Here is a 26275-nt window from a genome sequence, read left to right on the forward strand (position 1 = left end):
GGCGTCAGGGGCCACAGAAGATCGGCGCCTTGCACGTCGCATCGCAGAAGCCGCTGTAACAGACCTCGGGACTGCCGCAGTTGACCCCGAGGGGGAGCAGCGCCTTGCAGAAACCGGCCACGCAGCGCGTCCCCGCCGCGCACTTGTCGTTGTAGAGCGCGTCGTCGGCGCAGGGTTGATCGACGTCTGGCAACAGAGTGCACGAACCCGCCAGGGAGACATTCGGGGGATTGAAGAAGTTCGGCTTGCAGTACTCACCCGCGGGGCACATGTCCGGGATCGCGAGTCCACAAAGTGAACCGCCGGCGGGCGCAGGCTCGACACACTTGCCCTTCAGATCTGCAGCCTCGAGCTTGCAGTGCAACCCGGGCTGACAGAGGTCACCGACCCCCCAGTCACACTGGTCGGCCGACGCGAACACGTTGGAGGCCGCCTTGCACTTGCCAGGAGACGCCCCCGCGTCCGCACCGGCATCCGCGTCGAAGCCGATGCCGACACACAACATCCCGACCGCGCAGCGCGCGAGGACCGGCCCGCCGCAAGGCGCGCCCGGTTTTGCCACGGGAGTCTTGCAAAATGATCCTTGTCCCTCGAACTCCTGGCAGGTGAGACCCGCCTTGCAGCTGCCATCAAAACACGGAGAGTTCTCACCGAGCTTGGAAACACACTTTCCCGGACACTTGCTCTTCAGATCACAAAACAGACCAGGCTTGCACTGCGCGGGATGAACACACGCGCCGTCCTTGTCGACCTTGCCTTCGACCGCGGCCTCGCAGGCCGCTGGCCAGTCGAGCGCTGCGGCACACTCGACGACCCCTGCGTCGACGCCCTGCGAGCGCAGTGCCTCCACGCAGGCCTGGGCTAGCTCGGGGTGATACTCCGCCGTGTCCTTCGGAAGATCGTTCAGGCCCGCGAGCACCCCATCGCTGAATCGGTAGGTCGTGTACTCCACACACGAAACGTCGCCGTAGAACAGGGAAGCCGCGCCCGGCATACACTCATCGAAGCGCGCACACAGGGCCTCGGCGAACTTCTTCGCCGCTTGCTCGATGGGGATCTCGGCAACGGCATCACCGGTGTCCAAACTCGCATCCCCGGCCGCTCCCCCCGTCCCCGCCCCCTGCTCCTTCTGCAGCTCCTCGAAGTCGAGCAGGAATGCACACGACGCCGTCGCCGTTCCGACGAAGAGGCCGAGGAGGGCGGTGTGCCAGCGCATCTTGGGGTCCCCACTAGGATCTACAACGCCCGAGACCCCCAGAGAAGCCCACGGGATCGGGGCCTCGTGCGTCCAATGTTCTCCAGTGTGGCCGCGCCGCGGCTCTGCACGTAGGATTTGAACCGTGAAGCTTCGCCCCGCCCTGTATGCGCTCCTGGGCGCCCTCACGCTCTCGGCGACGTTTCTGCCCAGTGCGGACGCACAATTCAATCCTGGTGGGCGCAAGAAGGGGAAGAAACCCGGAACGTTTCAGCCCGGCGGGCGGCCTGGCGGCAAGCCTGGTGGCAAGCCTGGTGGCAAGCCCGGTGGCAAGCCAGGGACGAAGCCTGGAGGCGAGCCCGGCGCTGAGCCCACGACGAAACCCGGCAAGGGTGAGGACAGCAAAGGCCCTGCCAAGTCGGCAGCGCTGATCAAACGTTACACCGGCATCGTGCTCGCGCAGCCGGCAGCACAGTTCCCGCTCCAGCGCCTGGCGGAGCTCTACCGTGAGCGCGACGGCAACATCGAGAAGCTGATCGAAGACTTCGAAAAACGCGCGGCGGAGCCGGATCAGTGGAACGCCCTCGTTGCCCTCGCCGGCATCTACAAACAAGACGCGCAGCAGGCCCGCGCGATCACGACCTACGAAAAAGCCATCGCGCAGAAACCGAGCGAGCCGACGGCCATCATGGCGCTCGCCAACCTGCTCTCCGACCGCGGGGACAAGGCAGCCGCCGTCACGCGCTACGAAGCGGCGCTACCCCTGCTCAAGAACGACGCCGACAAGGAGCAGGTGCTGCGCACGTTGATGCAGCTCGCGCTCGATCTGAAGCGCTTCGACGACGCCAAGAAACACCACAAGGCGCTGGTCGCCCGGGCCAAGGGCTCGTTCTACGTACGCGCCGAGCTCGGTCGAGAGCTGATGCTGCGCGGCGACTACGAACGCGCATCGGCCGAGTATCAGGACGTCGTGAAGGCGGCGGCGGGTGACAACCGTGTGCTCGGCCCGGCGCAGCGAGATCTCGGCCGAGCGCTGGCGAAACAGGGCAAGCGCAAAGAAGCGATGGAGATGCTGCGGAAGGCCCTGCGCACGGCGGGCTCCCAGGCCGGCATCCGCCGGGAGATCTACGAGATCACCGTCGAGATCTACCGCGCCGAAGATCGACTGCGCGATCTCATCACCGAGATCGAAGGGCAGAATGTCTCTGATCCCGAGCAGCTGAAGATGCTCGGCGGTTTGTACGAGGAGACGGGCCAGGTCGACAAGGCCCTGAAGACCTACAAACAGGCGCTCGCCAAGAAGAAGGACGACGTCGGCACCCGTTTGAAGGTCGTGCAGCTCTTGCAGATCCAGGGTGAGCTCGACGAGGCCATCAAACAATACGAAGAGCTGATCCGCGCCGCGCCGCGCAACCCCGACTACGTGTTTCAGCTGGCCGAAGCGCTCATTCAACGCGGCGACCGCGCCAAGGCCCTGGACCAGCTGAAGAAGCTCGAGGCCCGCTCGGGCAACGACGAGGAGACCCTGGCTGCGCTCGTGGATTTCTACGAGCGCGTCGAGGAGAAGGCTCGCGCCCTCGACGTATTGCAGCGCTTGTCGAAGACCGGCCGGGGTGATCCGCGCCACCTGGTCGAGCTCGGGGATCGATACTGGCAAGAGGGCGACAAGGCCAAGGCTCAGCAGACCTGGGCTCGCATCAAGGTCATCGTGCCCGACAAGGCCCGCGCCAACGAGGTGTTGAGCGAGGTCTACCTCGAGCACGAGATGCCGCAGCAGGCCATCGATGCCCTGCGCGAGGCGATGAAACTTCAGCCGAAGCTGCTGAAGTACAAGAAGGCCTACGCGCTGGCGCTGGAGCGCACCGGTGCGAGCGCCGGCAGCGTCGAGCAGCGCAACCGTCAGTACGACGAGGCCCGCAAGATCTGGGAGGCCCTCGCCAAAGAGGCCGGCGACGGCAACGAGCATGTCGCGCGGGAGGCGCGCCAGCACATCGTGACGCTCTGGGGTCTGTCGGGCCAGCTCGAGCAGCGAGCCGTGCCCCTCGACCGCAAGCTCAAACAAACGCCGCCCGATCTCGAGGCCGGGCGCCTGCTCGCCGAGGTGCAAGTTCGCCTGCGGCGTTACGCCGATGCCGAGCGCACGCTGAAGCTGGTGGTCGACAAGGCCCCCGGCGACATCAGCAGCCTGACACAGCTCGAGCGTGTGCTGGTGCTGCGGCGCAAGCTCAAGGACGCGATCGGGATCTTGAAGAAGCTGACGAGCGCCGATCCCAAGCGCGCGCGGGAGTACTACCAGCGCATGGCGGGCTACGCCGCGGAGCTCTACCAGGACGACGACGCCATCCAGTACGCCGCGAAGGCCGTCGAGCTCTCGCCCGACGACGCCGAAGGTCACAAGAAACTCGGTGAGATGTACCGGCGCCGCCAGGACACGCCGCGGGCCATCAACGCCTTCCGCCAGGCGATCGCCAAGAACGATCGGCTGTTCACCGTGTACTTCCAGCTCGCCGAGCTGCTCATGGGTCAGGGTGAGCTGGACGAGGCCGATCGCCTGCTGCGGCGGGTCGTGCGTGCATCTCCCGACGAAGAGCTGGTGGCTCAGGCCGCCCGCCTCAGCCTGCAGGTCAACCTCGGCAAGGGCAGCCTCGAGTCGCTGGAGAAAGAGCTGCTCCCGGTCGCGCTCGGTAATCCGCAGAAGCCACTGTACCGCCGCCTCTTGGTCGAGCTGTACGGCGCGATGGCGTTCCCCCTCGCGCACCTGACCAAGAGCCCCGACGCTGCCGTCGCCGACAAGGCTCGCAGCGACCTCAAGAAGATCGGTGAGCGGGCGGTGAAACCCCTGCTCGATGCCCTGGCCGACGAGAAGGATCAACAACAGCGCACGGCCATCGAGCTGCTCGGGTACATCGAGAACAAGAGCGCCGGCTCGGCCTTGTTTGCGTTCGCCATGAGCAACGCCGATGCAGAGCTGCGCGCCCGCGCCATGCTCGCGGTCGGATCACTGAAAGATCCCGCGCTGCTCGGCAAGCTGGGTGATGTGCTGGCGCCAGGCGGCCAGATGCGGGCCGACGAGTCCGATCCCGTGGTGGTCGCGGCGGCGTGGTCGGTGGCGCGCATGCAGTCGCCCCAGGCGCGGGCGTTGCTCGGCAAGATGCTGAAGAGCGAGGCACCCAACCTGCGCGCGCTCGGTGCGCTCGGCATCGGTCTGCTCAAGGACAAGAAGGCGGGCGCAGAGCTGGCCGAGCTCGTGCGTTCGGTGGACGCCGGCCCCCTGCCGCGCTCCGCTGCGGCGTTCGCGCTGGGTGAGATCGGCGACAAGACCCAGGCAGAAGCCCTGTCTCAGCTGGCCGAGTCGAGTGACTCCGGAGCGCGGGCCACGGCCGTGATGGCGCTGGCGCGGACCGGGGCGGCGGCGGCACCGCGCGCCATCTCCGAGGCGCTGGTGAGCGGTGACCCTGCCCTCACCGCGGTCGCCACGGCGGCGGCGCTGGTCAGCGCAACCGGGCAGTACCGCGCTCCGCGCGACGCATTGTTGATTCCGGAAGGGCGCGTCGACGTGCGCACGGTGCTCGATCGCCTGGTGCCCAAGGGTTACTCCGCTGAAGAACACGCCAAGGCGCTGATCAAACTCGGACCGAGCTTGGGACAAGCGAGCCTCTCGGCGGCGCAGAGCTCTCCGGAGCGCGCTCGAGCCGTCGGCGACGCATTGCTCGCCCGGGCGGGCAAACCCGCGTTCGGCCCCCTCACCGAGGACATCGATCGGGTGAGCGCGGCCACGCGCGCCGAGGCCGAGAAGGCTGCGGAGAGTGTGGCCCAGAGTGTATTGCCCGCGTTCGTTGCGCTGGCGCGTCACCCTTCGGCGGACGTGCGCGTGCGCGCTATTCAGTTCCTCGCGACCCGCACTGAGCCGACGGCGCAGACGGCCGTGCTCGACGCCGTCGACGACCCGGACTCGACGGTGCAGCGGGCGGCCATCGGCGCCGTCGAGCGCACCCGGCCCACGGGAGCAACCCCCGCCGTGACGGCGTTGCTCGTGCGTACGAAAGAGTGGCCACTCCGCGTTCGCGCAGCGGAGGCGCTCGCGGTGCTGGCCGCGGGCAGCCGCGACAAGAAGGCGACGGAGGCGCTCACCCATGCCGCCCTCAGCGACGGCACTGCGCTGGTGCGACAAGCGGCGCTGCTGGCGCTCGCCAAGGTCGACGCCGAAGCGGGCCGCAGCGTTGCGCAGCAGATCGCCACCAAGGACGCAGAGCCACGCGTGCGGGACACGGCACGCACGCTGGGAGGCTCCAGGTGAACAGCCTGCTCCGCCCTGCAATCGCCCTCGGCATCGTCAGCCTCGGCTCGGGCTGCAACACCATCGATCGCTTCGACACCAAGGACGGCGAGGCCTACTGCGGCAACATCGTGAGCGCGGCCTTCGTGCGCGACGGTTTCCCTCCGGATTTGCGCCTGCGCCTGACGCTCGATACCGACAAACTCTCGACTGTGCCGGGCACCATCACCACGGACGATGGGCAGAGCGGGCCGTGCACGCCGCAGCCGCGGCTACAAGCTGCCGAGCTGCACGTGACCGAGGCCATGCTGCACGATCAGCTGTCGACCTTCGATTTCGGAACGGGCCGTGACTACAACTTCATGGCCTGGGTCGACTCCAGCTGCGAGGGCCCGATGCTCGCGGTCGTCTCGCTGCTCAAGAACGACGACGTCGAGGTGCGGCTGATGAAACCACCCCAGGTGCCCACCACCGTGACCACCGAGCCGCCCGCCCCAGGCTTTGCGCTGTTCCAGCTGACGCGGAAGAAGGGCGACTGCGGGTTCTGACGGCGGCCGCAGGCCGCCGAGAGCCCGTTGGTTCCGTGCTAGATCGCCAGCCATGCGGGTCTTGGGTCTCGAAACCTCCTGCGACGAGACGGGCGCGGCCGTCGTCGACGAACGAGGTCACGTGCTCTCCGACGTGGTGCAGAGTCAGGTAGCGCTGCATGCGCCGTTTGGCGGCGTGGTGCCGGAGCTGGCGTCGCGCGATCATCTGAAGAACGCCGAGCCGGTGCTGACCGAGGCGCTCGCTCGCGCAAAGCTCGGGCTCGCGGACATCGACGGCATCGCGGTGACGTGCCGCCCGGGATTGTCCGGCGCGCTCCTGGTCGGAGTGCAGCTTGCGCGGGGGCTGGCGTGGGCAACGGGCAAACCCGTGGTGGGTGTCGATCACCTGGTCGGGCACCTGCTGGCGGTGTATCTCTCGTACCCCGATCTCACCCCGACGGCGCCGCCGGAGCTGCCGTTCGTCGGGCTGCTCGCGTCGGGAGGGCACACGGCTTTGTATCGAGTCGACGGCATGGAGCTGTCGAACGTGCGCGAGCTTGGCGCAACACGCGACGACGCGGCGGGCGAAGCGTTCGACAAGGTCGGTAAGCTGCTCGGCCTGGGTTACCCGGGCGGCCCCATCGTCGATCGCCTGGCAAAAGAGGGGGATCCCGAGCGCATCCCCCTCGCGCGACCCATGCCCAACAAACACAGCCTGGAGTTCAGCTTCAGCGGCCTGAAGACCAACGTCGCCCGCTGGGTGGAGGAACACGGCCGCCCGGGTGACGACCAGACGCTGCGTGATCTGTGCGCGGCCTTCCAGCGTCGTGTGGTCGAATCGCTGGTGAAGAAGGCCGTGCGCGCCGCGCAACAAGAGGACGTGAAGACGCTCGTGCTCGCCGGCGGCGTCGCTGCCAACCGCGAGCTGCGCGAGACCGCGCACGCGGCTGGCGAGAAGGCCGGCCTGCGCGTGGTGGTGCCGCCGTTCCGCGCGTGCACGGACAACGCGGCCATGATCGCCTTCGCAGGTGTCACGCGGCTTGCCCGCGGCGAGAACGATGCGGACACCCTCACGACCAGCCCGCACACCGCGCTCCTGACGGTGACGAAGAAGGGGAGTGGCTTGCGGAGGGGGTAGCAGAGTGGCTCGCCGACCCAGCGTTCCTCACGGCGCTCCCAGGCAATCTCGCGGGCGACCCGGCCAGCCAGGCGCGCCGTCCAATCATTCTGGGACGCATGCAGCAGATCTCGGCGTCGTCCAAGGCAAACGCACGGGCAGCCCGAACAAGAAGGCCTCCGCTCGGCCCCAGCGTGCGCGGAGCCCCCGTGGCTCCGCTGCCCAGTCGCGTGACGTTGACGTCCAGCAATCTGCGCGCTGCAGAGTACGACGTCGGGACACAGACGCTCATCATCGATTTCCAAGGCGGACGCCGCTACGAATACAACGGGGTGCCGCAAAACATCTACGCCGGCCTGCTCCGCGCCCCATCACACGGACAGTACTTCCACCAGTGGATACGAAACCGTACCCTCACCGCGACTTGCATGACTGAGTGGCAACTGCCCAACCCGCACTCCACGCGCCCCATTCGTTATCCACCCGCGCCACCAGTCCCAGAACCACGCGCCCCCTCCGTCCGCGCAAGCGCCGGCGGCGCCGGCACGAAGAAGATCTACGAGCCGCCGATCCGGAAGTGAGGGTCGCGAGGGTCGACCTGGGCAGTCCTGCGATCATCAGATCGCGATCGTCACGAGCGGCGAGGACTCACTTGAACTAGCTATTGGTCGCACCAATGATACGGGCGCGCCGTGCGGCGAGGTGCAGCAGAGCGCCCGCGCGGGGCGCCGAGGAGCGGCGCGCGGCCGCGCATGCGCGGGAAACCACGAGGGCACGCGCGTCTCGGCCCCGCACGCTCGACCTCGTGGTCGCTGCGCCCCGAGTGGCGAACGGCAGGCGAAGGGTGGCGATCGCCACCCCGCCGTCGGGTGGAACCGCGAGTTTTCGGCGACTTCTTGCGCGGCACAGCCCTCGCTCTTCTTCGGGGCGTGCGCCGCGCAAAGCCCGCCGCGATCTCCGATGTCAGCGCGCCGCGCCACCAGCGTCGGACCCCCGAGCGCACGGTCTTGTACGGCATCCTCGCGCGTCACCTCGAGACCTTCCTGTCAGAGTCGCGCTCCCACGACCGGCGCGGCCTGCCTCGCTACGTCGAGCGCGAGCTCCGCGCCTACCTGAAGTGCGGTATCCCGGCGCATGGATTCCTGCATGCCAGATGCAAGACATGTCGTGCGGAGATTGTGGTCGCGTTTTCGTGCAAGCGACGCGGCGTGTGCCCATCGTGCAACGCTCGTAGAATGTGCAGCACGGCCGCGCACCTCGTCGATTCGGTGTTCCCCGACGTGCCGGTCGCCAGTGGGTGCTCAGCGTTCCTTACGAGCTCAGGCTCACTCTTGCTCGCCGCGCCGACGCGTTCGGCGCGCTAATCCGGATCTTCGCCGGAGAAGTCCTTCGCTTCCTGGAGCGGGCCTCGGGCGTCCGAGCCGCGAAGGCCGGGGGAGTGTCGTTCCCCCAGCGCTTCGGCGGCAGCCTGAACCTCAACACCCACGTGCACGCCGTCTTCCCCGATGGCGTCTTCGTGCGCGATCAGGCTGGCCGGGCCGACTTCATCCGAGGTCGGGCGCCGGACTCGGGGGACCTCGTTGCGATTTGCAGCCGAGTTCACGAGCGCTTCGTGCGTTGGCTGCGCAAGCGAGGGCTGCTGCGATCCGATGCCCACGACGCCCACGCATCGAACGACCTCCCAGCTCGGTCCTGCATCGACTCTTGCACGGAAGCGGCACTGGGCATCGGCACGCTGGCGAGAGTGAAGGACGCCAACGCTGAACGCTCCGACCGAGAGGCCGCGTCTCCAAACGTCGAGCGGCCCCGTGGCAAGAAAGGCAAGCACGTCGGGGAGGCCCTCGGCTTCGGCATCCATGCCGGGGTCACGGTTCCGGCCGGCAACACGCTCGGTCGCGAGCTACTTCTCCGTTACTGCGCGCGCGCGCCGCTGTCGCGCGAGCGGCTCTCGGTGCTTCCCGACGGGCGGGTCGCGTACCGTTTGAAGGCTCCATGGCGCAAGGACCAGACCCACCGGGTGATGACGCCGGTCGAGCTCATCGCGCGTCTCGCCGCGCTGGTTCCTCCGCCGCGCCACCCGCTCATTCACTTTCACGGCGTGTTCGCGCCTCACTGCGCGTGGCGAGCGAGCGTGGTCCCGGAGTCGGGCAAGCCGTCGCGCCTGTGCGACGCCCAAGGCACGAAACCCGCGCCGGTAGCCAAAGCCAGTCCCGCTCCCGCCACGAACGGCGCACGGGCATCAGACCCCGCGGCGTTGTCCGCCGCTGGGACTACCGGAGAGCAGGCCGGGATTGCGGGATCGACCGAACCGTCCGCTGAACGTCGGGCGCGAAAGAGTTGGTGGATCGACTGGGCGACGCTGCTCCGTCGGGTCTACGACGTCGACGCGCTGCAGTGTCCCTGCGGCGGGCGTCTCAGTTTCGTCGCGGTCGTCACCGATCGCGCGGCGGGTGCGACCATACTTCGCGAGCTCGGTCTCCCGGCTGACCCTCCCACGATTTCCCGCTCCCGCGACCCGACGCCGGACTTCGACCCGCCACCGCCCGACGCGCACGTCGACGAGGCACCCACCGACGACTTCGACCAGGCCCCGCCCCCGAGCTGGTGACGCCCCGAGTGGCGCAGGTATGCTTTGGAATCGCTCACAGAGCCCCTCGTTCCGTTCGCAACGGAACCCAAAGATCGCATAAGCGACGTTCATTCGTGTTCGGTTAAGGGCGCGCCGATGACCGAGCAACGCGCGCGGGACCACGTCACGTTGCCGACGTGATGTGGTTGGCGGGACCGATTAGCTAGATCATTTCGATCGGTTACGCATGCACACCTGCGCGAGCTGGTAGCGAGCCACCGCCTCTGATCCCCTCAGGGTGTTCTACGTCCAAAGGAGGAAGCGATGGCTCGTGCCCGAGCAAGCCAGATTGTCGCGACAATTGCCAGCGTTTTGCCGCCCGCGCGAGTCATCGAGCTCGCTCGCGAGCTCGGCGTCGTCAAGCGTCAGCGCAAAGTCGACATCGTGCACTTTGTGCAAGCACTGGTGCTCGGCTTCAGCCTGGATCGAGTGCGCAGCCTGAGTGGGTTGCGTAGAGCCTATCAGCTCCTCGCCGGTGCGACGCTGGCTCGCTCGTCTTTTCACGGCAGATTCACTGCCGAGCTCGTGCAGTTGATGAGGCAGCTCGCTGACGAGGCGCTCGGCAAGACCACTGGCGCCAAGGAGAAGCTGCGCAAGGCTTTCAAACCGTTCGCCGATGTCCTGGCGATCGACTCGTGCATCATTCGCCTCCACGCTGGTCTCGCGAAGCACTACCCGTCCGTCTGGACCCACCACACGCCGGCATCGGCCAAGCTCACGATGGTGTGCAATGTGGTGGGTCGCGGCCCGCGGACCCTTCAGATCAGTCCGGGAAGCACCCACGACGTGCACTTGCTGAAGCCCGGAGGCTGGGTGCGAGGGAAGCTGTTGATCTTCGACCTGGGCTTCTACCGAGCAATGTTGTTCAAGAGCATCGCTGAGCACGACGGCTACTTTCTTTGCCGATTGAAGAAACAAGGCAACCCCACCATCGTCAAGAGTCACCGTCCGGACCACGCTCATCTAGTGAACAAGAAGCTCCGCGACTGCCAGCACGCCATCGCCGACGACGTGATCGATGTCGAGGGCGAAGTCTCGTACGTCTTGCGGCGCAAGAAGATCACGCACCACACGGCTCAATTCCGAATCGTCGCGATTTACAATCACGAGCTCGGGCTCTGGCATCGCTACATCACGAACGCTCCGCCCGAGATGATGCCGGCCGAGAGCATCACGGCGATCTACGCGGGGCGCTGGGAGATCGAACTCCTGTTTCGAGAGCTGAAGAGCGCCTACCGCATCCACGAAATGCCCAGTGGCAACCGCTACGCGTCAGAAACCCTGCTCTACTCCGCGATCCTAACGCTCCTGGTCAGCCGCAGACTGCATCGGCTCGTGAGGACGATCGCGGAGCTCGACTTGGCTCGACTCCCGTTTGATCGGTGGGCGCGGATCCTGGCCAGCGTGACTCCCGAACTCCTGTCGCTGTTGTCCGTACGGCGCGTCACAAAGCAACGGCACCTGGCCCTGCTCGGCCTGCTCTGCCACGAAGCGCCGGACCCCAATCGCTCCCGTCGCTTGCTCCAAGAAAGGGCGCAGGACGGCGTGCTGGCGTTCGCCTAACCGATCACGAATGAAGCGACGTTCCGTTAACTTCCGCGAGGCCATCCGCTCCGCTAGTTTCGCACGTTGCCTTTGGTTGGGCTAGACGCCAAAAGTGTGCTCGAGGAGCTCAAGCCCGGCGCCGATCGCCGGATTTTCAGGCAGCTGATTGCCGCGAGGGGAGAGCCGGTGAGGCGCGACGCGCTGAAAGCCTTCGGGCTCGAGAACCCGGGCGCGACTGACAAGGCGCTGGAGAAGCACATTGAGCGCATGCGCGACGTACTCACGCCGCTGGGCGTGCGCATCGAGACGGTCGTCGGCACCGGGTACAGCTGCTCCACCCAGCTCGACTGAGCCACGGTCGCTCCGCGTGGCGCCGACGCAGATCCGCGCACACTGTCGGATGGATGTCGGATCTTGTCGGTTGACGCCCGGTCACCGCGAGCGACCCTAGGGCCCGAGCGGGAGAGCACGAGTTTGAGGGCGAAGCTGACGTTGCTCGGGGCGATACCGGTACTACTCGCTTCCTGTAGTGGCGCCGACGATATTTCGTCGGACGGCAGGACTCGGGGCACAGAGCGAGCCTTTATAGAGGAAACGGAATCGGCGTGCGAAAGGGTGTCGGAGCTACGGCGCATCTTCGAAGTGCGACGGTCGGTATCTGGGCTTGCCGGTTCGCGAATGCAGGGTGAGCCGGTCCTTGGCCGCAGCGCGGTGTTGCGGGCGCACGTTGTCGGTGAGCGGCTGGTCGTTGCCAACGATGATGCAACAACGAGTGATCTTCGGGTCGAGCTCGCCGCTCGGGCGGATGGCTGGTCCCGCGTTGAGGATCGCGGGACCGGGATTGCGGTCGAATTTCGGCTGCCTGGCGCGGCGGCTTCTCCTCCGGCGCTTGGTGGCGGCCTAGTCGTTTACGAACGCAGCGCACCCGGCGGCGGGTCGCTACTCATGCGGGTGACGCCGAATGCGGTCGAAGATTTCGTGGTGCTCGAGCGCGCACCGAAGGCGCTTGAGGTCCGCTACTTGCTCAGCCTCCACCGCGTGGCCGGCTTGCGATTGTTCGCGAACACGCTCGAGGTTCTGGATTCGAGTGGGACGCCCAGGCTGCGCGCATCGCCGCCTTACATCGTGGACTCCGCGGGCGCCAATCACAGTGCGATTCTCGAGGTGGAAGGATGCTTCGTCGATGCGAGTCCGGTAGCGCCCTGGGGCCGGGCACCAATCCCGCCTGGTTCGGAGATCTGCGAGCTTCGCGTCTCCTGGCCCGGGAGAGCAGTCCGCTATCCAGCTGTGCTGGATCCGAAGTGGAGCACGACGGGGCAGATGGAAACGCCCCGGCACTACCACACGGCCACTCGGATGAAGGACGGTCGTGTGCTCGTCGCAGGTCGACCCTTCGCCGGGGTGCCGGCCGAGATATTCGATCCGTCCACCAACACGTGGGCCGTGACCAGCCCGCTTCTGATTGCCCGTTACGCAGCAGCAGCAGCGCTACTCGACGATGGTCGCGTGCTGGTTGCTGGGGGCTCCTGCGACAATGGTGCGACTCCGGCATCCTGCATCCCCCTCGGCGACTTCGGCGCTCTTGAAGGAACGGCCGAGCTGTACGACCCGGAGACCGGGAAGTGGGCGGCGGACCCCCACGGGCCGCCCCGCAGCGGCATGAGTGTGACGCGCCTGGAAAGCGGATCAATCCTCTTCGCAGGCGGCTGCCCACCCGTGAACTACCCCGTGAATTGCGGGACCCTGTCCGCCGCAACGCTGTACGACCAGGCAACCGGGACGTGGACAGAGCTGCCGCAGATGCCGGCCGGGCATTCGTTACACACCGCGTCCCCACTCCCAGATGGCCGCGTCATGCTGGTCGGGTCGGTCAGCACAAACCTGACAGCGCAGAACACGGTCACGTTCTTCAATCCTGCATCCAAGTCTTGGGCCGCGGGACCGCCGCTCGCGCAGGCCCGCGGAGGACACGCCGCAGTCGCGCTTCCCGACGGGCGAATCCTCGTCTCTGGTGGGCTGACGGAGTTGACGAGCCAGAGCCCGGTTGCACTGGCAGAGGCGTTCGACCCGGTTGTTGGTGCGTGGTCGACGATTGACGCTACGCCACGGGCCTTTCACCAAATGGTAGTTCGCGACGACCAAGCCGTGCTGATCGTTGGTGGAGGAGCACCCCTGTCGGAGCTCTTCACCCCGACCACGGGCGCGGCCCTCGCGCTCGACACGCCGGGTACTGACCGGATCTTCTTCGCGGCGAACAAGCTCGAGGATGGTCGAGTTCTCGTTTCAGGGGGCTGGCAGTCCGGGGACCCTGCAGAACCGAGCAGCATGGTCCTGAGCAATGAGGCGGCCGAGACGGATGCAGGCGCTGTTGTTGACGCCGGGTCTGGGGGCACAGCGGGGTCTCCTGGTCAGGAAACGAAGTGCGGACCCGGGACCGTGCGACGAGGTTCTACATGTGTCGCGGAGGACTCGGGATGCGGCTGTCGCACGCCGCCTCCGGCGACGTCCCGGCAGTGGTCGGTCCTGGCTGCCCTGTGTGCAGGGCTTCCGCTGATTAGGAGAGCGCGTTCGCGACGAAAGGTGAAGTCATGAAGTGGATGAACAAGGAGGCATGGCGTCTGACGCGACGACGGGCCTTGGCTGTGTTGGTTGCGGGCGCCGCTATCGCATCGGGTTGCGCCAAGGACTCGAGCAGCGCGCGCTCTCTCGCCCCGCCGGATGCCGTGCCAGAAGTGGCACAGGTTGGCGGGGCGAACCTGGAAGTTGGTGTTCGTCTGGGGAGCCTTCGCGGGCAGCGGCTCGTCGGAAGTTTTTCGATTTCGAAGTATCCAACGTCCGTCGCTGAATACGAGCGGTGCGTCCTCGCTGGCGCGTGCGAAGCCACAGAGCCCCTCGTTCCGTTCGCAACGGAACCCAAAGATCGCATAAGCGACGTTCCGTTAACTTCCGCGAGGCCATCCGCTCCGCTAGTTTCGCACGTTGCCTTTGGTTGGGCTAGACGCCCGTCGGCCTGACTACGGAACGATGCACTCGCCGGGTCGTCGGTCGCTACGCGCCGGATCTCACCATGGTCCTCGTCGACGGGCTCCGGCGCTTCGCCCAAGCGATTCAGACCGGCGCGGTGTGGGAGCACGCGGGAGGACCGTGCTCAGCAACGGGCAGGTGGCTTGCCGAATTCTTCCGACGGAATGAGGTACAGTCCCGCCATGCCGCTTCCCCACCGCACTGTCGCGCACCAGCTCACGCTCCCCGCCTTGATCGTCTGCTCGGCCGCGTCGGCGCGCAGGTGGCAACGCCGACTCTCGGAGCTAGGTGTCGCGTCGGCCGCGTGGACCCGCAAGAAGACCTGGCGCGACGACAGAGGCTTCCACATCCGCACGCGCGGGCCCGAGGATATCGCGCGCTGCCCGCACGACGTAGCGATCGTGCCTCCGCGTCTCGCGGCCGACGAGCGCGGGTGCCTGACCGAGCGGCGCTGGGGCACGCTGGTGCTCGAGGGTGGGGCAAGGAGCGAGTGTAGGGCGCGGCGGGTCGTGAGGTACGAAGAGGGCCGCGAGCTCACGTCGCGGTGAGCCCCGCCGTCTCGGTTGCAGTCTCAATCAGAGTCCCGTCCCGGGTTTCCCTCCTGGGAGCGCTCAGCGCGGGACCGTCGGGGATACCCGGAAGGTTTCACTTCCGATTTCGAGCCAGCCTGACGATGGAGCCCCAATCGGCTTGGCTCAGGGGTCGAGACCGATGCCATTGCTTTCCCTCCCCGAGCACTCCTGCGTCGACCCAATCACGACGGAGTGCCGCGTTCATCGAAAGCTCGGCGCAGCCCCGGAGCGGCTCGTACGGGATGGCTACCTGCCGCCCGCCATACGGAACGGGTTGCCTGGCCTCTGCGAGCGCGTACTTCGTCTTGGACCTGGCAACGACGATCTTGTCACCCGGCCGCACGGCCATCCCATTGCGGCCCCAGAGGAGCCACGATCCGGTCCAGTCGCGTCGGACGGGTCCCAGAGCCTCCTCAACCTGTTTGACGACACGGTCGCTCATGTCGCGCGGGACCCACATGACGCGCGCCTTGTGCGGTTGTTCCATCCGGCGCCGACCAGGTCGCCGACGCGCGCCTTTCAGCTCCGGGGGGACGCGCGGCGCCTCGTGGTATCCCTGCAAAAAACGCTCGTTGAGCGGCTTGTTGCCGGGCTGTGACCATTCGACTTCAAAGGCCGACCGAAGCGCCCGGATTTCAGGGGCGTTCCACGCGCCGCGTAGTTCCGCCACCAACTCACCGTGTTCACGCAGGCCTGTTTGGGTGAAGTTCGCTGATCCTATCCAAGCGACCGCCCGTTCCCGCTGGCGCCAGATGTAGAGTTTCGCGTGTAGTTGCCCGTGCGCTCCACAGTCCCAGATACGTGCCGAGAAGGAGTCCGCCTTCGCCAAGCGCGCCAAGGCGCGAAAGGTCCGGATGCGCGTAGCGCGCCCGTAAGTCCCAGTGAGGAAGCGAACGGAGCACCGATCTGGTCGCACCGCCGCGAGCACGTTGACTGACGGACTGTCGACGAACGCGGAGGCAACCCACAGCTCATCGGCCTGCTCGGTGTTCCGTGTGAATCGATCGACGAAGGCATCGAGCGGGTGACCGTGAAGAACGCGCAGTCTTGTCATGGGTGAGCCTTCAGGCGCCAGAGTGCCACGCGTGCGGCCAATGTGGCGCTGCCAAACTCGGATCGGTGGGGTGGGTAGCGTATCCCCCATTGCCACCGCACGGCGCGCACGATGAAGCTGCTCACCAGCGTACGGTGATCGGGAGACTGGGCAGGAACACCCGGGAGTTCGCTGCGCGCCCGTGGTCCCACTCCAAGTCGAGAAGGAATTCCGAGCCGACCCCGAGCGAGAACAGGCCTCTATCCACGAACCACTGGACACTCGCGGATACTGGCGGAGTCTCGGCGCGCAGCACGTTCACTCGCGTCAGCATTCGGGGTGCACCGCAGTGCGATGGGCTCGCGTTCGCGCGGACATTGGCTGGCGGCGACTTGGGCCGATTCAAGACGAACACCAGCGGCTCCTTGAGGGACCACCGCGGAGTCACGATCGGAATGCTCGTGCCTGGTGGGACGTACGCTGCTTCGTACCTCCACGTCTCGAAGGGCCAGTCCCCTGGACGGCTGAGCGCGTCGATCGGCCGAAAGCACAGCCCGAAAGGGCAGGCGCCGGTCTCCCGCCAGCGAATGCGCTCGCCCAAGCCGAGTGGTCGGACGATGTCCGAACCAAGCTCCGCCAGGTCATGTGCGCGTAGCAGCTCGAAATAAGCGTTGTCGAACATCGCGCATGCGTTCGCCGTGCCCTGACCGCGGTGAACCCGGCGCTCGGTGAAGGTCAAGCCAAACTCTGTCAGCGCGGCCTCCGCTGAGTCGGCATCTGAGGTAGCGACGAAGACGTGATCGAGTTCCCAGTTCATTGCTCAACCAGCGTGAAACGGTAGCGCAGCTCGCGGAGCACGAAATCTCCCCAGCGGTCGTCTTGTTTCTCGCCGCCATCGAGGGCAAACCCCAACGCCTCGTAAAAGCACCGGGCTCGGCTGTTCGAGATGAGGACCCAGAGTGTGAGCTCCCGGTATGTGCGGCGGGCTTGGTCGAGGACCGCAAGCATCAGCGCTCGCCCGTGGCCGCAATGCCACTTGGTTGGATCAACGTAGATCGCCGCGATCTCGCCAATGCCCGCCCCGGCGTCCGCATCGCGCGACGGCACGAGCGAACAGAAGCCACACAACGCACCGTCATGCTGGGCGACGAGCGTGACGTCGTCCGACTGCGATAGGGTCGCCCGCCACACGGGCAGGCGGTCTGCGGGATTCAGGTTGTCGAGGTATTGGTCTGGCATGTCGTCTCGATAGGCCGCTTGCCAGGCGCGGACGTGGATCTGTGCGATCGCTCCAGCATCTTCGACAGTGGCTCGACGGACGGCTCGTCCCACAGAGCCCCTCGTTCCGTTCGCAACGGAACCCAAAGATCGCATAAGTAGGAGGCGATTGGGAAACTGCGCCCGAGGGGCTCGAGTTTAGCGGGGCGGCGCCGCGCAGTTTCGACAATCGGCCAGTTGGACGAAGCCGGTGCGCGGCAGCAGCGGGGCGCGTGGGTCGGCTATGCGGAAAGAAGGGACGTGCGAGCGGGGCGCGGCTGACCGTGGAGCGACGCATGGCGAGATCTCCGCGGGCACCGACTCGAGCGACGCACGTCTCGGTGATGGAGCACGACGTGCGCGTCGCATGAGCAGCAATCCGCACGAAGCGTGGAGGGTCGGTCACGGCAGGCGGGCAGACGACCGCGCCGCCACCACCGCGGGCAACGAAGAATCGTCAGGGGAGCACAGCTCGGTTTCATGCGGCCTCGGCAGGTGGTGCACGAGCCAGGTGCAGCGGTCGGCGCTCGACGGCACGAGCGCCGCAGGCGCGACAGACGCCGACGTCGATCCCCGTGAGCTCGAGGAGCAGCGACTGCCAGTCGTCCCGCTGCCGGGGCTTCCGAAGGTCGACGGGCGCCGCGCTGCGCAAAGACGGCGTCGTCTCGCACTTCGGGCGCGAGAGTGCGCACCTCGCCGCGGCGAGCGAGATCGCGACGTGAGCGGGGGCGAGCAAGCCGTAGTGGCGGATCTTGACGAAGCGCGGTGGCAGAACGTGCTCGACGAAGCGCGAGAGGAACTCCACGGGCTCGACCGTGACGCTCTTTCCGCTTTTGGTGCGGAAGGTGACGCCACTCTGGTCGAGCGAAACGAGACGGCGGTTGGAGATGCCGACGCGGTGCGTGTAGCGACCGAGGTAGCGCACGACTTGCTCGGCGCCGCCGAAGGGGCGCTTGGCGTAGACGACCCACGACTTTGCGCGGAGGGTGACGAGAAGCCTGTCGAACGCCTGGGGATCTCTCGGGCCGGGCTCGTCGGGCAAGCGCAACTCGCCCGCACGGTGCGCGCGCCGAAGCGCGGCGAGGAACTTCCCGCGGAACAGGGCACCGAGCACCTTGACCGGCAGCAGATAGCGAGCGCGTCCGGAGAGCCAACGCGATTCGGAGACCGACCAGCCTCCGCCGGTGACGATGCAATGCAGGTGCGGGTGCCACCGGAGATCTCGCGTCCAGGTGTGCAGCACCGCCGTTACGCCGAGTAGAGCGCCGAGGCGCTTCGGGTCGAGACCGAGCTCGAGCAGGGTGGCGCTTGCGGTCTCGAAGAGCAGCTCCAAGACGAGGCGGCGATTGAGCTTCGCGATCGCGCGCAGCTCTGCCGGGAGCGTGAAGACAACGTGGAAGTACGGGACGGGCAGGAGGCGCTCGGAGCGAGCCCGGACCCATTTGGCCTGGGCGAGAGCTTGGCATTTGGGGCAATGGCGATCCCTGCACGAGTTGTACGCGGGCTCCTTGTCACCGCATCGCAAGCACACGTCGAGGTGCCCCCCGAGCGCTGCGGTCCTGCATCGCTCGATGGCGAACAGGGTCCGGTGCTGCTCGGGGGTCAGGGCGCGAGCGCGGCGAAGCGCCGTGCCGTGGAGTCGGACGATGTCCGCGAGCTCCAGAGCGGGACGCTTGCCGCGTGCGCCGTCGGAGGCGCACGCCGCGTGCATTGATTGCTACTTGGCGGGCGACGCCTGCGAAACTTGCAGTCGGTCGAGCGGGCTCATGACGCCTTTGAGACGCGCGGTGCTCACGTGCACGTAGCGCGCGGTGCTCGAGAGTGAAGCGTGGCCGAGAAGCACCTGGACTGTCCTGAGGTCGGTGCCTTGCTCGAGCAGATGCGTCGCGAACGAGTGTCGCATCGTGTGCGGGGTAACGCGGCGACCCGCGATGCCGGCGCGCGACAAGGCGCACCGAAGCGCCTTTGCGACCGAGGCGCGAGTGAGCGTCGTACCGGCTCCTGCCCGGCCCGGGAACAGCTCGGGACCCGGTGGGCGGCGCCGGCGCCAGTAGCCACGCAGCTCTTCGAGCAGCCGCGTGCTCAGCATCACATCGCGGTCACGATTGCGCTTGGCACCGCGCACGTGAATGACGCCCGCACTGCTGTCGATGTCTTCCACTCGCAACCGCAGGACCTCGTGGATGCGAAGGCCCGCCGCATACGCCAGCATCAGCACCGCCCGGTGTGTTGGCGACGGCACGGCCTCGAGGACTCGCTCCACCTCCCTGGGCGTGAGCACGCTCGGAAGCGTCCGTGTCAGTTTGCGCCGCGGGAGCCTCTCGACGACTCGTGGCCGGTCGAGCGCGTGCGTGTACAGAAAGCGAAGCGCGGCGGCGTGGACGTTGTGGGTGACCGGGCTGAGCTTCTCCCGCTCGATCAGGTGGAGCAGAAACTCGCGCACGTGCTGGCGACCGAGCGCGGCAGCGCTCTTCGCGAAGTGCCGCTCGAATCGCTCCATGCAGTAGAGGTAGGTCTTCCGCGTGTTGAGCGGCGTGCCGCGCAATTCGAACTCTTCGGCGAGCTTCTTCAGTAGCTGCTGCTTCATGGCGTCATCTCCGGTCCTGGATGCCCAAAGCGGGCACCGAACCGGAAAGGTCGCGGCGAACGTCGCCGGGTGCGACCGAGCGTCAAAACGCGCGCACAAGCGGAACGTCCCGGAGATCCCGGGCACTCGGACCTCGCCTCCGCGCCTCAGCTCGGTCAGGCGCTCGCGCTCACGCGCGCGACGGCCTCATCCGCCCGGAACAGCTGCCGCGCAGCGGCTTCGTCCAAGCGACGTTCCGTTAACTTCCGCGAGGCCATCCGCTCCGCTAGTTTCGCACGTTGCCTTTGGTTGGGCTAGACGCCGGCGCGTCGTCATCGCCGGTTGACCGCCGGTTGACCGCTGGCGCGGGGCTGGCGCGGGCGGATCCCGGCCATCTCGAGCGCGCGTCAATGCGTGTCGAACAGCTCCGCCTGCACCGGCTCACCGAGCTTGCGGCGGATGACGACGCTCTTGAAGAACGGCGGGCCCCTGGCGGGGGCGAGCGTCGGCGGATCGGTCGGCTCGCCGAGCCAGCGGAGGTATCGGTCGATGCCAGCGCTGGTCATGACGAGCGCCTTGATCTTCATGCGGCCGCCGCATTCACAGAGCTCGACGTCGATTTTGAAACTGCGCCGGAGCAAGGCTTTCCACGGCCGATATCCGCAGCGATGCGTGGGCGGCTTGTCTTTCTTCGCGGTGCATGTCGCGCAGTCGTCGTCCGCCTTCTCGTCGATCGGTGGTGGCGGCGGAACGACGCGCGATCTCCATTTGCTGGCGGCCGCAAGAACTCCACCGTACCTGACGGTATTGAAACGCGGAGGATGCACGGCCGTCGCGAGCCGCGCCAGAAAGGACAGAGGGTCTAGATCGATTGCAAAAGTTCCATCGCTGAACGGTTTCTTCAGGGTCAGCCTCACCAGGTCGTCGGCGACGAGCTGGATGCGATCGTGGGCGATCGGCGGGCGCAGGATGTACTTGCAGAGGGCCTCTCTTCCCGCGGTGTCGCCTGCGCTCGCGGTAGTCGCGGCGTGCAACGTGAAGCCGTGCTCGGCGGCGACGCGCTTCGTGATCCCCGACGGGGGGCACAGGGCTTTGGTGTGCATGAGCTCGCTATCGGCTCGTAGCTTGATGGGATCTCGTCGGTGCAACGCGGGACCGGCGGGAACGGCGCCCAGGGTGGACGCCACTGCGAGCTCGGCAAGCGCGGGCTCCGTGTCTGCGAGCGTCGCGTCCGCGGTGACGACGCTCGCGCCGCTCTCGTCGTCGTCCGAGATCACACCCTTGCGTCGCAGGAGCGCAATGATGCGCGTGCGTGCGATCTGGAGCACGTCGGCGACGTCGTCGTTGGTGAGGAAGGGGAGCGCTCTTCCGCTTCGTCGACGACCCGTTGGTCCCCATCGACAACTCTCCCACCGAGCGCGAGTTCCAGAACGTCGCCAAGCTGCGCCTCAACATGCTTTTCGCGGGCAGCACAGAAGGCGCCCACCGCGCTTGCGTGCTCCTCGGCATCATCGCCACCTGTCGGGCTCAAGGTGTCCCCGCGCAGGCCTATCTCGCCTGGGCCTTCGAGCGCCTCGGGACCCACCGCGATGTCTTCGCGCTTCCGCTCGAGGCGGTGACCCCGGCCGCGTTCAAGAAGACTCTCGCCTGAGCCCCACGCACGATTCCACGCGCCGCGCATCCCGGCGTCGCTGATCGGTCACTCAGCAGAGCACGCGCGGGCGCGGAAGTATGGGCGCGCGGGAAGAAGGTGAAAAGCGAATGGTTTCGCGGTGTGCAACTGCACCACGCTGGCTCTAGAATGTTCGGCGCCGCAGCTGGGGTAATCCGTCAGCCTGACACCTGGACGCCGGCTCGGCTGAAGCAAGAGCTGCAGAAGGGCGGCGTGCGCTTCACCAGCGACACCGACACCGAGATCGTCGCGCATCTGATCAATCGTGCGCTCGACGCCGGCGCGGCGAGCCTGTTTCTGGCGATGCGTCAGGCGCTCGGGCAAGTGCGCGGCGCCTACGGCGTGCGGTCTGCGAGTGCGAATGCGGCCGAGTGGCTGCTGCAGAGGGAGCCTCATTGCCACAAAAGCGGCGGCGATTTCGTGGGCTGGGCTTTCGAACACTACGGCCTCTGGAGCGCGGCGTACTCCGGACGCGTCGCTCCGCGCCCGAGACGGTATGGCTACCGCCCCGGCGATCGCTCATTCGGGCGCTCCGAGCGCTGCAGGATAAACGCAGCCTTCAGCCAGTTTGAGTACCCGGAGAATCTGCACGTAGCCTTGGTGCTTCTCGGAGAAAAACACCCAGCGCTCATCCTGCGCTTCGACAATCTCAAAGTCGCGCGCGTCGAGCTCTGGCGCGCCATTGCCATCGAGCACCACCACGGCGTCCTTCGGGATGCCGTTGGTGATCTGCTTCGAATATATGCCTTCATGCGTCGCGGCCACGACCAGAGCGTCTGTCCCCCCTTGCGATGAAATCGCCCACTCCCAAACCCCGCTGGGGTCCCCGAGCGGTTTCGCGATCTCGGTTGAAAAGAGCACGGCGTCGCCGGAGGGCTTTCCGCCGCTGTCGACTCTCTGGACAATTGCATCGCGTTTCCCAGATTCTGTCTCACTCCACTGGGTCCATCCCAGCCACGCACCGCTTGAATCTGCGGAAACAACTGCCATGTTGGCGGACGAAGTGGGAGGAAGCCCCACCGCCTGGATCTTCTGAGGCCCACTCGTGAAGGACTCTCCCGTGCGCAGGTGACCGTTGAGGATACTTTCGCTGAAGGAGTCGAACACGTAGGTTCGGCCGCTCTCGGCATTGGTGCTGGTCACGTGCCCGTCGAGAATGTAGTTGACGTTGACGGTCTGTCCAAACTGCTTGAAGGGAAGGAGGACCGCCCCGCTTTCGCTGACCCTGGCGACGTGTAGCGTGAACTGCGGCGGCGCACCGTAAGCGTGCATGGCGAAAGCCTCGCCATCCCACGCCGCAGCGGTCTGGTCTGCAAGCTGAGTCGGGTCGCCGTCGCTGGGAATTTCGACGGTCACAGCTAGTTTCTCCACTCCGACACGCCCGAGCGATGCGAACTGTTTCCGAACCGTGCCTTCCGGATAGTCGTATCCGATTGAGAACAGCCCATCAGACCTACCCGCCACGGACTCGATGACGGCTTCGTTCGTCGTGATCCCCGGCGGAAAAACAGAATGGAGATCCTGGCCGACCGCAATCCCTGTGTCCTCGGCGAACGTGCTCACGACGAGCCACGCAAAGGTCTGTCCGCCCGGTTTGCCGTCCCACTCGTACGCCATCCACGCGACGTGTACGGCGGTTCCAGACGTCCACAAGCCGCCGGGCAACGGTTGAGGCTGCTGAGCCCAACTGAGTGGGCTCGGCAGCAGATCCCCAGTGATCCGAAGGTCAACGCAAAGCGGACTCCCGGAATCCCCTCCTGCTCCACCGGTACCGCCGGATCCGGCGCCTCCGGCTCCACCAGCGCCGTGCCCATTGGACTCCTCCGCGGAGCAACCGGCCGCCGTGCAAACCAGGGCAAGCACGCGAAGTACCGGCGAACCCCAGCGGCTCACGCTCCGGCACCAAGCAAGGCCAGGGCTTCGAGCTCGAGTTCGAGAGCCTCTCGCAACGCCTCGAGTGACTCTGCGACCTTGCTCACAGAGCCCCTCGTTCCGTTCGCAACGGAACCCAAAGATCGCATAAGCGACGTTCCGTTAACTTCCGCGAGGCCATCCGCTCCGCTAGTTTCGCACGTTGCCTTTGGTTGGGCTAGACGCCTGAGTGCTACGCTTCCGGCATGGTCCAGCGCATCCGAGCAGGGCTCGTTGCCGTTTGCGCCGCGGTCTCCGGAAGCTGCGGCGGGTCGGACGAGCCCGCCGCCGAGCCCAGCGTCGAAGCGCTCATCACGCTGCTCTGCGAGAAGCAGGCCGCCGTGGACTGCGCAAAGCCGGACACCGAGCAACGCTGTCTGGACGACCTGCATGAGCGCGTCGGCTTCGCCGAGCAGGAGGGCTGCCAGCCAGAGCTCCACGCTTACCTGAAGTGCGCGAGTCCCGCTGCGGTCGGCTGTGGCACTCTGACCAATGGTAGCGAGCCATCCCCCTACATCGACGCGGACTGCACCGACCTGAACGACGCGTTCTTCTCCTGCTACACGAAGCTATCGCCCTTGTGTGCGGTGGGCCTCGGCGTGCCGGGCTACACAGACATCGCTTGTACGATCAAGTGCGCGGAGCTGAGCTCGCTCTGCCACGGTCCCGAGGGTGGCCCGTACACCTGTACTTGCGACAGCGGGCCGCGCGCGGGGACGCCCTTCCAGTCTACCGACTGTGGTGGCATGGGCCTCATCTGGGGGACCGGGCACCACTGCACCCAGTGAGCAAGGCATCAGTCCGCCCGGTGGTGCTAAGCTGGCTGCGTGTCGAGCGCAGCTCCACGGCTTTTGACCTTCGTCGATCTCGAGGCGCTGGGCGACGTCTCCGCCGAGATCGTGGGCGGCACGCTGGTCTACAAGGCGGACCCGAGTGGGGAGCACGCGGACGCGCAGGCCGCGCTCGCCGCGTTCCTGCGCCCCGAGTTCCATCGCAAGAGCGGCCAAGGCGGACCGGGGGGTTGGTGGATCCTCACCGAGGTGGACATCGAGCTCGCCGCGCATGACGTGTATCGCCCGGACGTGTGTGGCTGGAGGCGCGAGCGGCTGCCGGAGCGCCCTAGCGGACGCCCGGTGCGCGTGCGCCCCGACTGGGTGTGCGAGATTTTGTCGAGCAGCAACGCGGCCACCGATCAGGTGGACAAGTTCCGCGTCTACGCGACCAGCGGAGTGCCGTTCTACTGGATCGGCGATCCGGAACGGAAGATCCTGACCGTGTACCGACTCGAAGGTGCACAATACGCGGTGGCGCTCCAGGCCAAGCAGGGCGAGGTCGTGAGCGCGCCGCCATTCGATGCGGTGGCGCTCAGGGTGGGGCTGCTGTTCGGCGAAGATCCCGACTGACTCAGGGCGCGCGTATGATTTGCCCGACCCGATGCCCGAGCGCTACCAACGCCCCCAGCCCTACGAGGAGCTCGATCACACCGCCGACGCCGGCGTGGTCGTGACCGGCCGCTCCAAGGAAGAAACGCTGGCGAGGTTGATCCTGGCGTTCACCGATCTGGTCACCGGCGGCGGCCCGGTCGAAGCCACGAGCTCGCGCACCGTTCGGGTGCAGGCCGACAGCCTCGTCGACAGCGCCATCGACGTACTCCGAATGGTGCTCTTCGTGTTCGACACCGAGGGCAGCCCGGCGGGAAGCGGCGGGTCGCCGCCCGGGGCCGGGCGCGGCCCCGAGGGCGGGTGGTCCGGGGGGCGGCCACCGAGTTGCGCGGCGGGGCTGTGCTGAGGCGGTGACGCTCACGCCGCCCGCTTCCGAGCCTCACGCCGACGGCTACGTGGCGTCGGTGGTGCTTCGACGTGTGATGGAGAGGCATGAGCATCGACCTCCGCCAGCTGGAGTCCGTTCCTGTAGGAGATCCCAAAGCGCGGTGGCGCCATGAAGGTGTCGGGCCGCGTCTACCTGGCAGGGACCCAGCTCGAGCGCGTGCGAGCCGACCAGGCTCTCGAGCAGGTGGCCAACGTCGCCTACCTGCCCGGCATCGTCGGCCACAGCCTCACGATGCCCGACATCCACTGGGGTTACGGTTTCCCGATCGGCGGTGTCGCGGCGGTCGACGCCGAGAGTGGCGCCGTCAGCCCCGGCGGCGTCGGCTACGACATCAACTGCGGCTGCCGAGTCATCACGACCAGGCTGCACGTCGCTGACGTGCGACCGCGCATGGGAGAGATCGTGAAGCAGCTGATCGCGGCCATCCCCACCGGCGTCGGCGCCAACCACGCCATCGAAGCTGCCGAAGCAGGAGCTGGAGAAGGTGATGACCAGAAAGGGCGGTCGGGCCATTGCGCGGGGATATCGCGCTGGGGCGGACGACGCCGAGCAGTGTGAGGAAGGCGGCCGTCTCGCCGGCGCAGACCCCGACGCCGTGAGCGAGCGCGCCCGCGAGCGGGGCGCGGACCAAGTCGGGACGCTGGGCAGCGGGAATCACTTCCTCCGAAGTGCGGCGGGTCGCCGAGATCTCTACGACGCGGAGGCGGCCGCGGCGTTCGGTTTGCGGGTCGGCGAGCTGGCTTTGATGGTGCACTCCGGCTCCCGCGGACTCGGACACCAGGTTTGCGACGGGCGCTGCACGACCTGTCGCGTTCCAACACGCAGTACGGTCCCGACTACCGCGGCGCTGCCCGATCGGCAGCTGGCCGGCGCCGATCTCGTCCGACGTCCGGACGAAAATGTCTCGGCGCGATACAAGCGGCGGCCAACTTCGCCTGGGCCAACCGCCAGGTGATGACCGGCCTCGCCATCGGCGCGTTGGACGCGCGCTGGGTGTGCCGGTGGACGACGTCGACGCGCGGCTGCTGTACGACGTCTGTCACAACATCGCAAAATCGAGGACCACCTCGTCGACGGCGAGTCGCGCCGCGTGCTCTTGCACCGCAAGGGCGCCACGCGCG

22 protein-coding genes and 1 pseudogene are annotated in these 26275 nt (G+C 66.9%); 15 read left to right on the forward strand and 8 right to left on the reverse strand.

Features of this window, described 5'->3' with window-relative positions:
* Nucleotides 1-4: 4 nt before the first annotated feature.
* Nucleotides 5-1216 (reverse strand): hypothetical protein, encoded by a 1212-nt coding sequence (locus tag IPI67_07570; GenBank protein ID MBK7580052.1) that lies wholly within the window; start codon nucleotides 1214-1216, stop codon nucleotides 5-7.
* Between the two features lie 124 nt (nucleotides 1217-1340).
* On the opposite strand from IPI67_07570, the gene IPI67_07575 reads away from it, so the two are divergent.
* From IPI67_07575 to IPI67_07620, 10 genes are all read left to right on the forward strand, one after another.
* Nucleotides 1341-5492: a HEAT repeat domain-containing protein gene (locus IPI67_07575; protein MBK7580053.1), complete on the forward strand. Its 4152-nt coding sequence runs from the start codon at nucleotides 1341-1343 to the stop codon at nucleotides 5490-5492.
* Nucleotides 5489-6019, forward strand: a complete 531-nt coding sequence (locus tag IPI67_07580) for a hypothetical protein (protein ID MBK7580054.1) — start codon at nucleotides 5489-5491, stop codon at nucleotides 6017-6019. The genes IPI67_07575 and IPI67_07580 overlap by 4 nt, the downstream gene beginning before the upstream one ends.
* Nucleotides 6020-6071: 52 nt before the next feature.
* The gene (gene tsaD, locus IPI67_07585; GenBank protein ID MBK7580055.1) at nucleotides 6072-7136 is read left to right on the forward strand and encodes a tRNA (adenosine(37)-N6)-threonylcarbamoyltransferase complex transferase subunit TsaD; all 1065 of its coding nucleotides are present in this window, start codon (nucleotides 6072-6074) and stop codon (nucleotides 7134-7136) included.
* 98 nt (nucleotides 7137-7234) lie between these two features.
* Nucleotides 7235-7696: a KTSC domain-containing protein gene (locus tag IPI67_07590; protein MBK7580056.1), complete on the forward strand. Its 462-nt coding sequence runs from the start codon at nucleotides 7235-7237 to the stop codon at nucleotides 7694-7696.
* 348 nt (nucleotides 7697-8044) lie between these two features.
* The gene (locus IPI67_07595) at nucleotides 8045-8479 is read left to right on the forward strand and encodes a transposase zinc-binding domain-containing protein (GenBank protein MBK7580057.1); all 435 of its coding nucleotides are present in this window, start codon (nucleotides 8045-8047) and stop codon (nucleotides 8477-8479) included.
* The gene (locus IPI67_07600) at nucleotides 8413-9723 is read left to right on the forward strand and encodes a transposase (GenBank protein MBK7580058.1); all 1311 of its coding nucleotides are present in this window, start codon (nucleotides 8413-8415) and stop codon (nucleotides 9721-9723) included. Before IPI67_07595 ends, IPI67_07600 begins: the two co-directional genes overlap by 67 nt.
* A 285-nt stretch (nucleotides 9724-10008) precedes the next feature.
* Nucleotides 10009-11307, forward strand: coding sequence for an IS4 family transposase (locus IPI67_07605; GenBank protein MBK7580059.1), 1299 nt, complete (start codon nucleotides 10009-10011; stop codon nucleotides 11305-11307).
* 96 nt (nucleotides 11308-11403) lie between these two features.
* Nucleotides 11404-11640: a helix-turn-helix domain-containing protein gene (locus tag IPI67_07610; GenBank protein ID MBK7580060.1), complete on the forward strand. Its 237-nt coding sequence runs from the start codon at nucleotides 11404-11406 to the stop codon at nucleotides 11638-11640.
* Between the two features lie 327 nt (nucleotides 11641-11967).
* A complete protein-coding gene (locus IPI67_07615) occupies nucleotides 11968-13881 on the forward strand; it encodes a hypothetical protein (GenBank protein ID MBK7580061.1) in 1914 nt (637 codons plus the stop codon).
* A gap of 614 nt (nucleotides 13882-14495) precedes the next feature.
* Nucleotides 14496-14861, forward strand: coding sequence for a hypothetical protein (locus IPI67_07620; protein ID MBK7580062.1), 366 nt, complete (start codon nucleotides 14496-14498; stop codon nucleotides 14859-14861).
* Between the two features lie 97 nt (nucleotides 14862-14958).
* On the opposite strand, the gene IPI67_07625 is transcribed toward IPI67_07620, so the two are convergent.
* From IPI67_07625 to IPI67_07650, 6 genes are all read right to left on the reverse strand, one after another.
* Entirely contained in the window at nucleotides 14959-15939 is a 981-nt protein-coding gene (locus IPI67_07625) for a phospholipase D family protein (protein ID MBK7580063.1), read from the reverse strand.
* Nucleotides 15940-16060: 121 nt separating this feature from the next.
* On the reverse strand, nucleotides 16061-16735 hold the full coding sequence (locus IPI67_07630) for a VOC family protein (GenBank protein ID MBK7580064.1): 675 nt from the start codon (nucleotides 16733-16735) through the stop codon (nucleotides 16061-16063).
* Nucleotides 16732-17157 carry a GNAT family N-acetyltransferase gene (locus IPI67_07635; GenBank protein MBK7580065.1) on the reverse strand — a complete coding sequence of 142 codons (426 nt, stop codon included), beginning with the start codon at nucleotides 17155-17157 and terminating at the stop codon, nucleotides 16732-16734. Before IPI67_07635 ends, IPI67_07630 begins: the two co-directional genes overlap by 4 nt.
* Nucleotides 17158-17653: 496 nt before the next feature.
* Nucleotides 17654-18886, reverse strand: coding sequence for an IS91 family transposase (locus tag IPI67_07640; GenBank protein MBK7580066.1), 1233 nt, complete (start codon nucleotides 18884-18886; stop codon nucleotides 17654-17656).
* 6 nt (nucleotides 18887-18892) lie between these two features.
* The gene (locus IPI67_07645) at nucleotides 18893-19762 is read right to left on the reverse strand and encodes a site-specific integrase (protein MBK7580067.1); all 870 of its coding nucleotides are present in this window, start codon (nucleotides 19760-19762) and stop codon (nucleotides 18893-18895) included.
* A gap of 386 nt (nucleotides 19763-20148) precedes the next feature.
* The gene (locus tag IPI67_07650; protein ID MBK7580068.1) at nucleotides 20149-21069 is read right to left on the reverse strand and encodes a transposase; all 921 of its coding nucleotides are present in this window, start codon (nucleotides 21067-21069) and stop codon (nucleotides 20149-20151) included.
* Nucleotides 21070-21128: 59 nt separating this feature from the next.
* Here IPI67_07650 and IPI67_07655 point away from each other — a divergent pair, with 59 nt between their 5' ends.
* Nucleotides 21129-21392 carry a hypothetical protein gene (locus IPI67_07655; protein ID MBK7580069.1) on the forward strand — a complete coding sequence of 88 codons (264 nt, stop codon included), beginning with the start codon at nucleotides 21129-21131 and terminating at the stop codon, nucleotides 21390-21392.
* Nucleotides 21393-21932: 540 nt separating this feature from the next.
* Here the strand turns inward: IPI67_07655 and IPI67_07660 are convergent.
* On the reverse strand, nucleotides 21933-23030 hold the full coding sequence (locus IPI67_07660; protein MBK7580070.1) for a hypothetical protein: 1098 nt from the start codon (nucleotides 23028-23030) through the stop codon (nucleotides 21933-21935).
* Nucleotides 23031-23530: 500 nt separating this feature from the next.
* Between IPI67_07660 and IPI67_07665 the strand changes: the two genes are divergently transcribed.
* The 4 genes and pseudogenes from IPI67_07665 to IPI67_07680 all read left to right on the forward strand — a co-directional run bounded on the left by IPI67_07665 (nucleotide 23531) and on the right by IPI67_07680 (nucleotide 26275).
* A complete protein-coding gene (locus IPI67_07665; GenBank protein MBK7580071.1) occupies nucleotides 23531-24112 on the forward strand; it encodes a hypothetical protein in 582 nt (193 codons plus the stop codon).
* Between the two features lie 39 nt (nucleotides 24113-24151).
* Nucleotides 24152-24727 carry a Uma2 family endonuclease gene (locus IPI67_07670; GenBank protein MBK7580072.1) on the forward strand — a complete coding sequence of 192 codons (576 nt, stop codon included), beginning with the start codon at nucleotides 24152-24154 and terminating at the stop codon, nucleotides 24725-24727.
* Between the two features lie 31 nt (nucleotides 24728-24758).
* A complete protein-coding gene (locus IPI67_07675; protein MBK7580073.1) occupies nucleotides 24759-25112 on the forward strand; it encodes an archease in 354 nt (117 codons plus the stop codon).
* 150 nt (nucleotides 25113-25262) lie between these two features.
* Nucleotides 25263-26275, forward strand: a pseudogene (locus IPI67_07680) (RtcB family protein).

It is taken from the genome of Myxococcales bacterium (assembly GCA_016706225.1).
Classification (GTDB): domain Bacteria; phylum Myxococcota_A; class Polyangia; order Polyangiales; family Polyangiaceae; genus JADJKB01.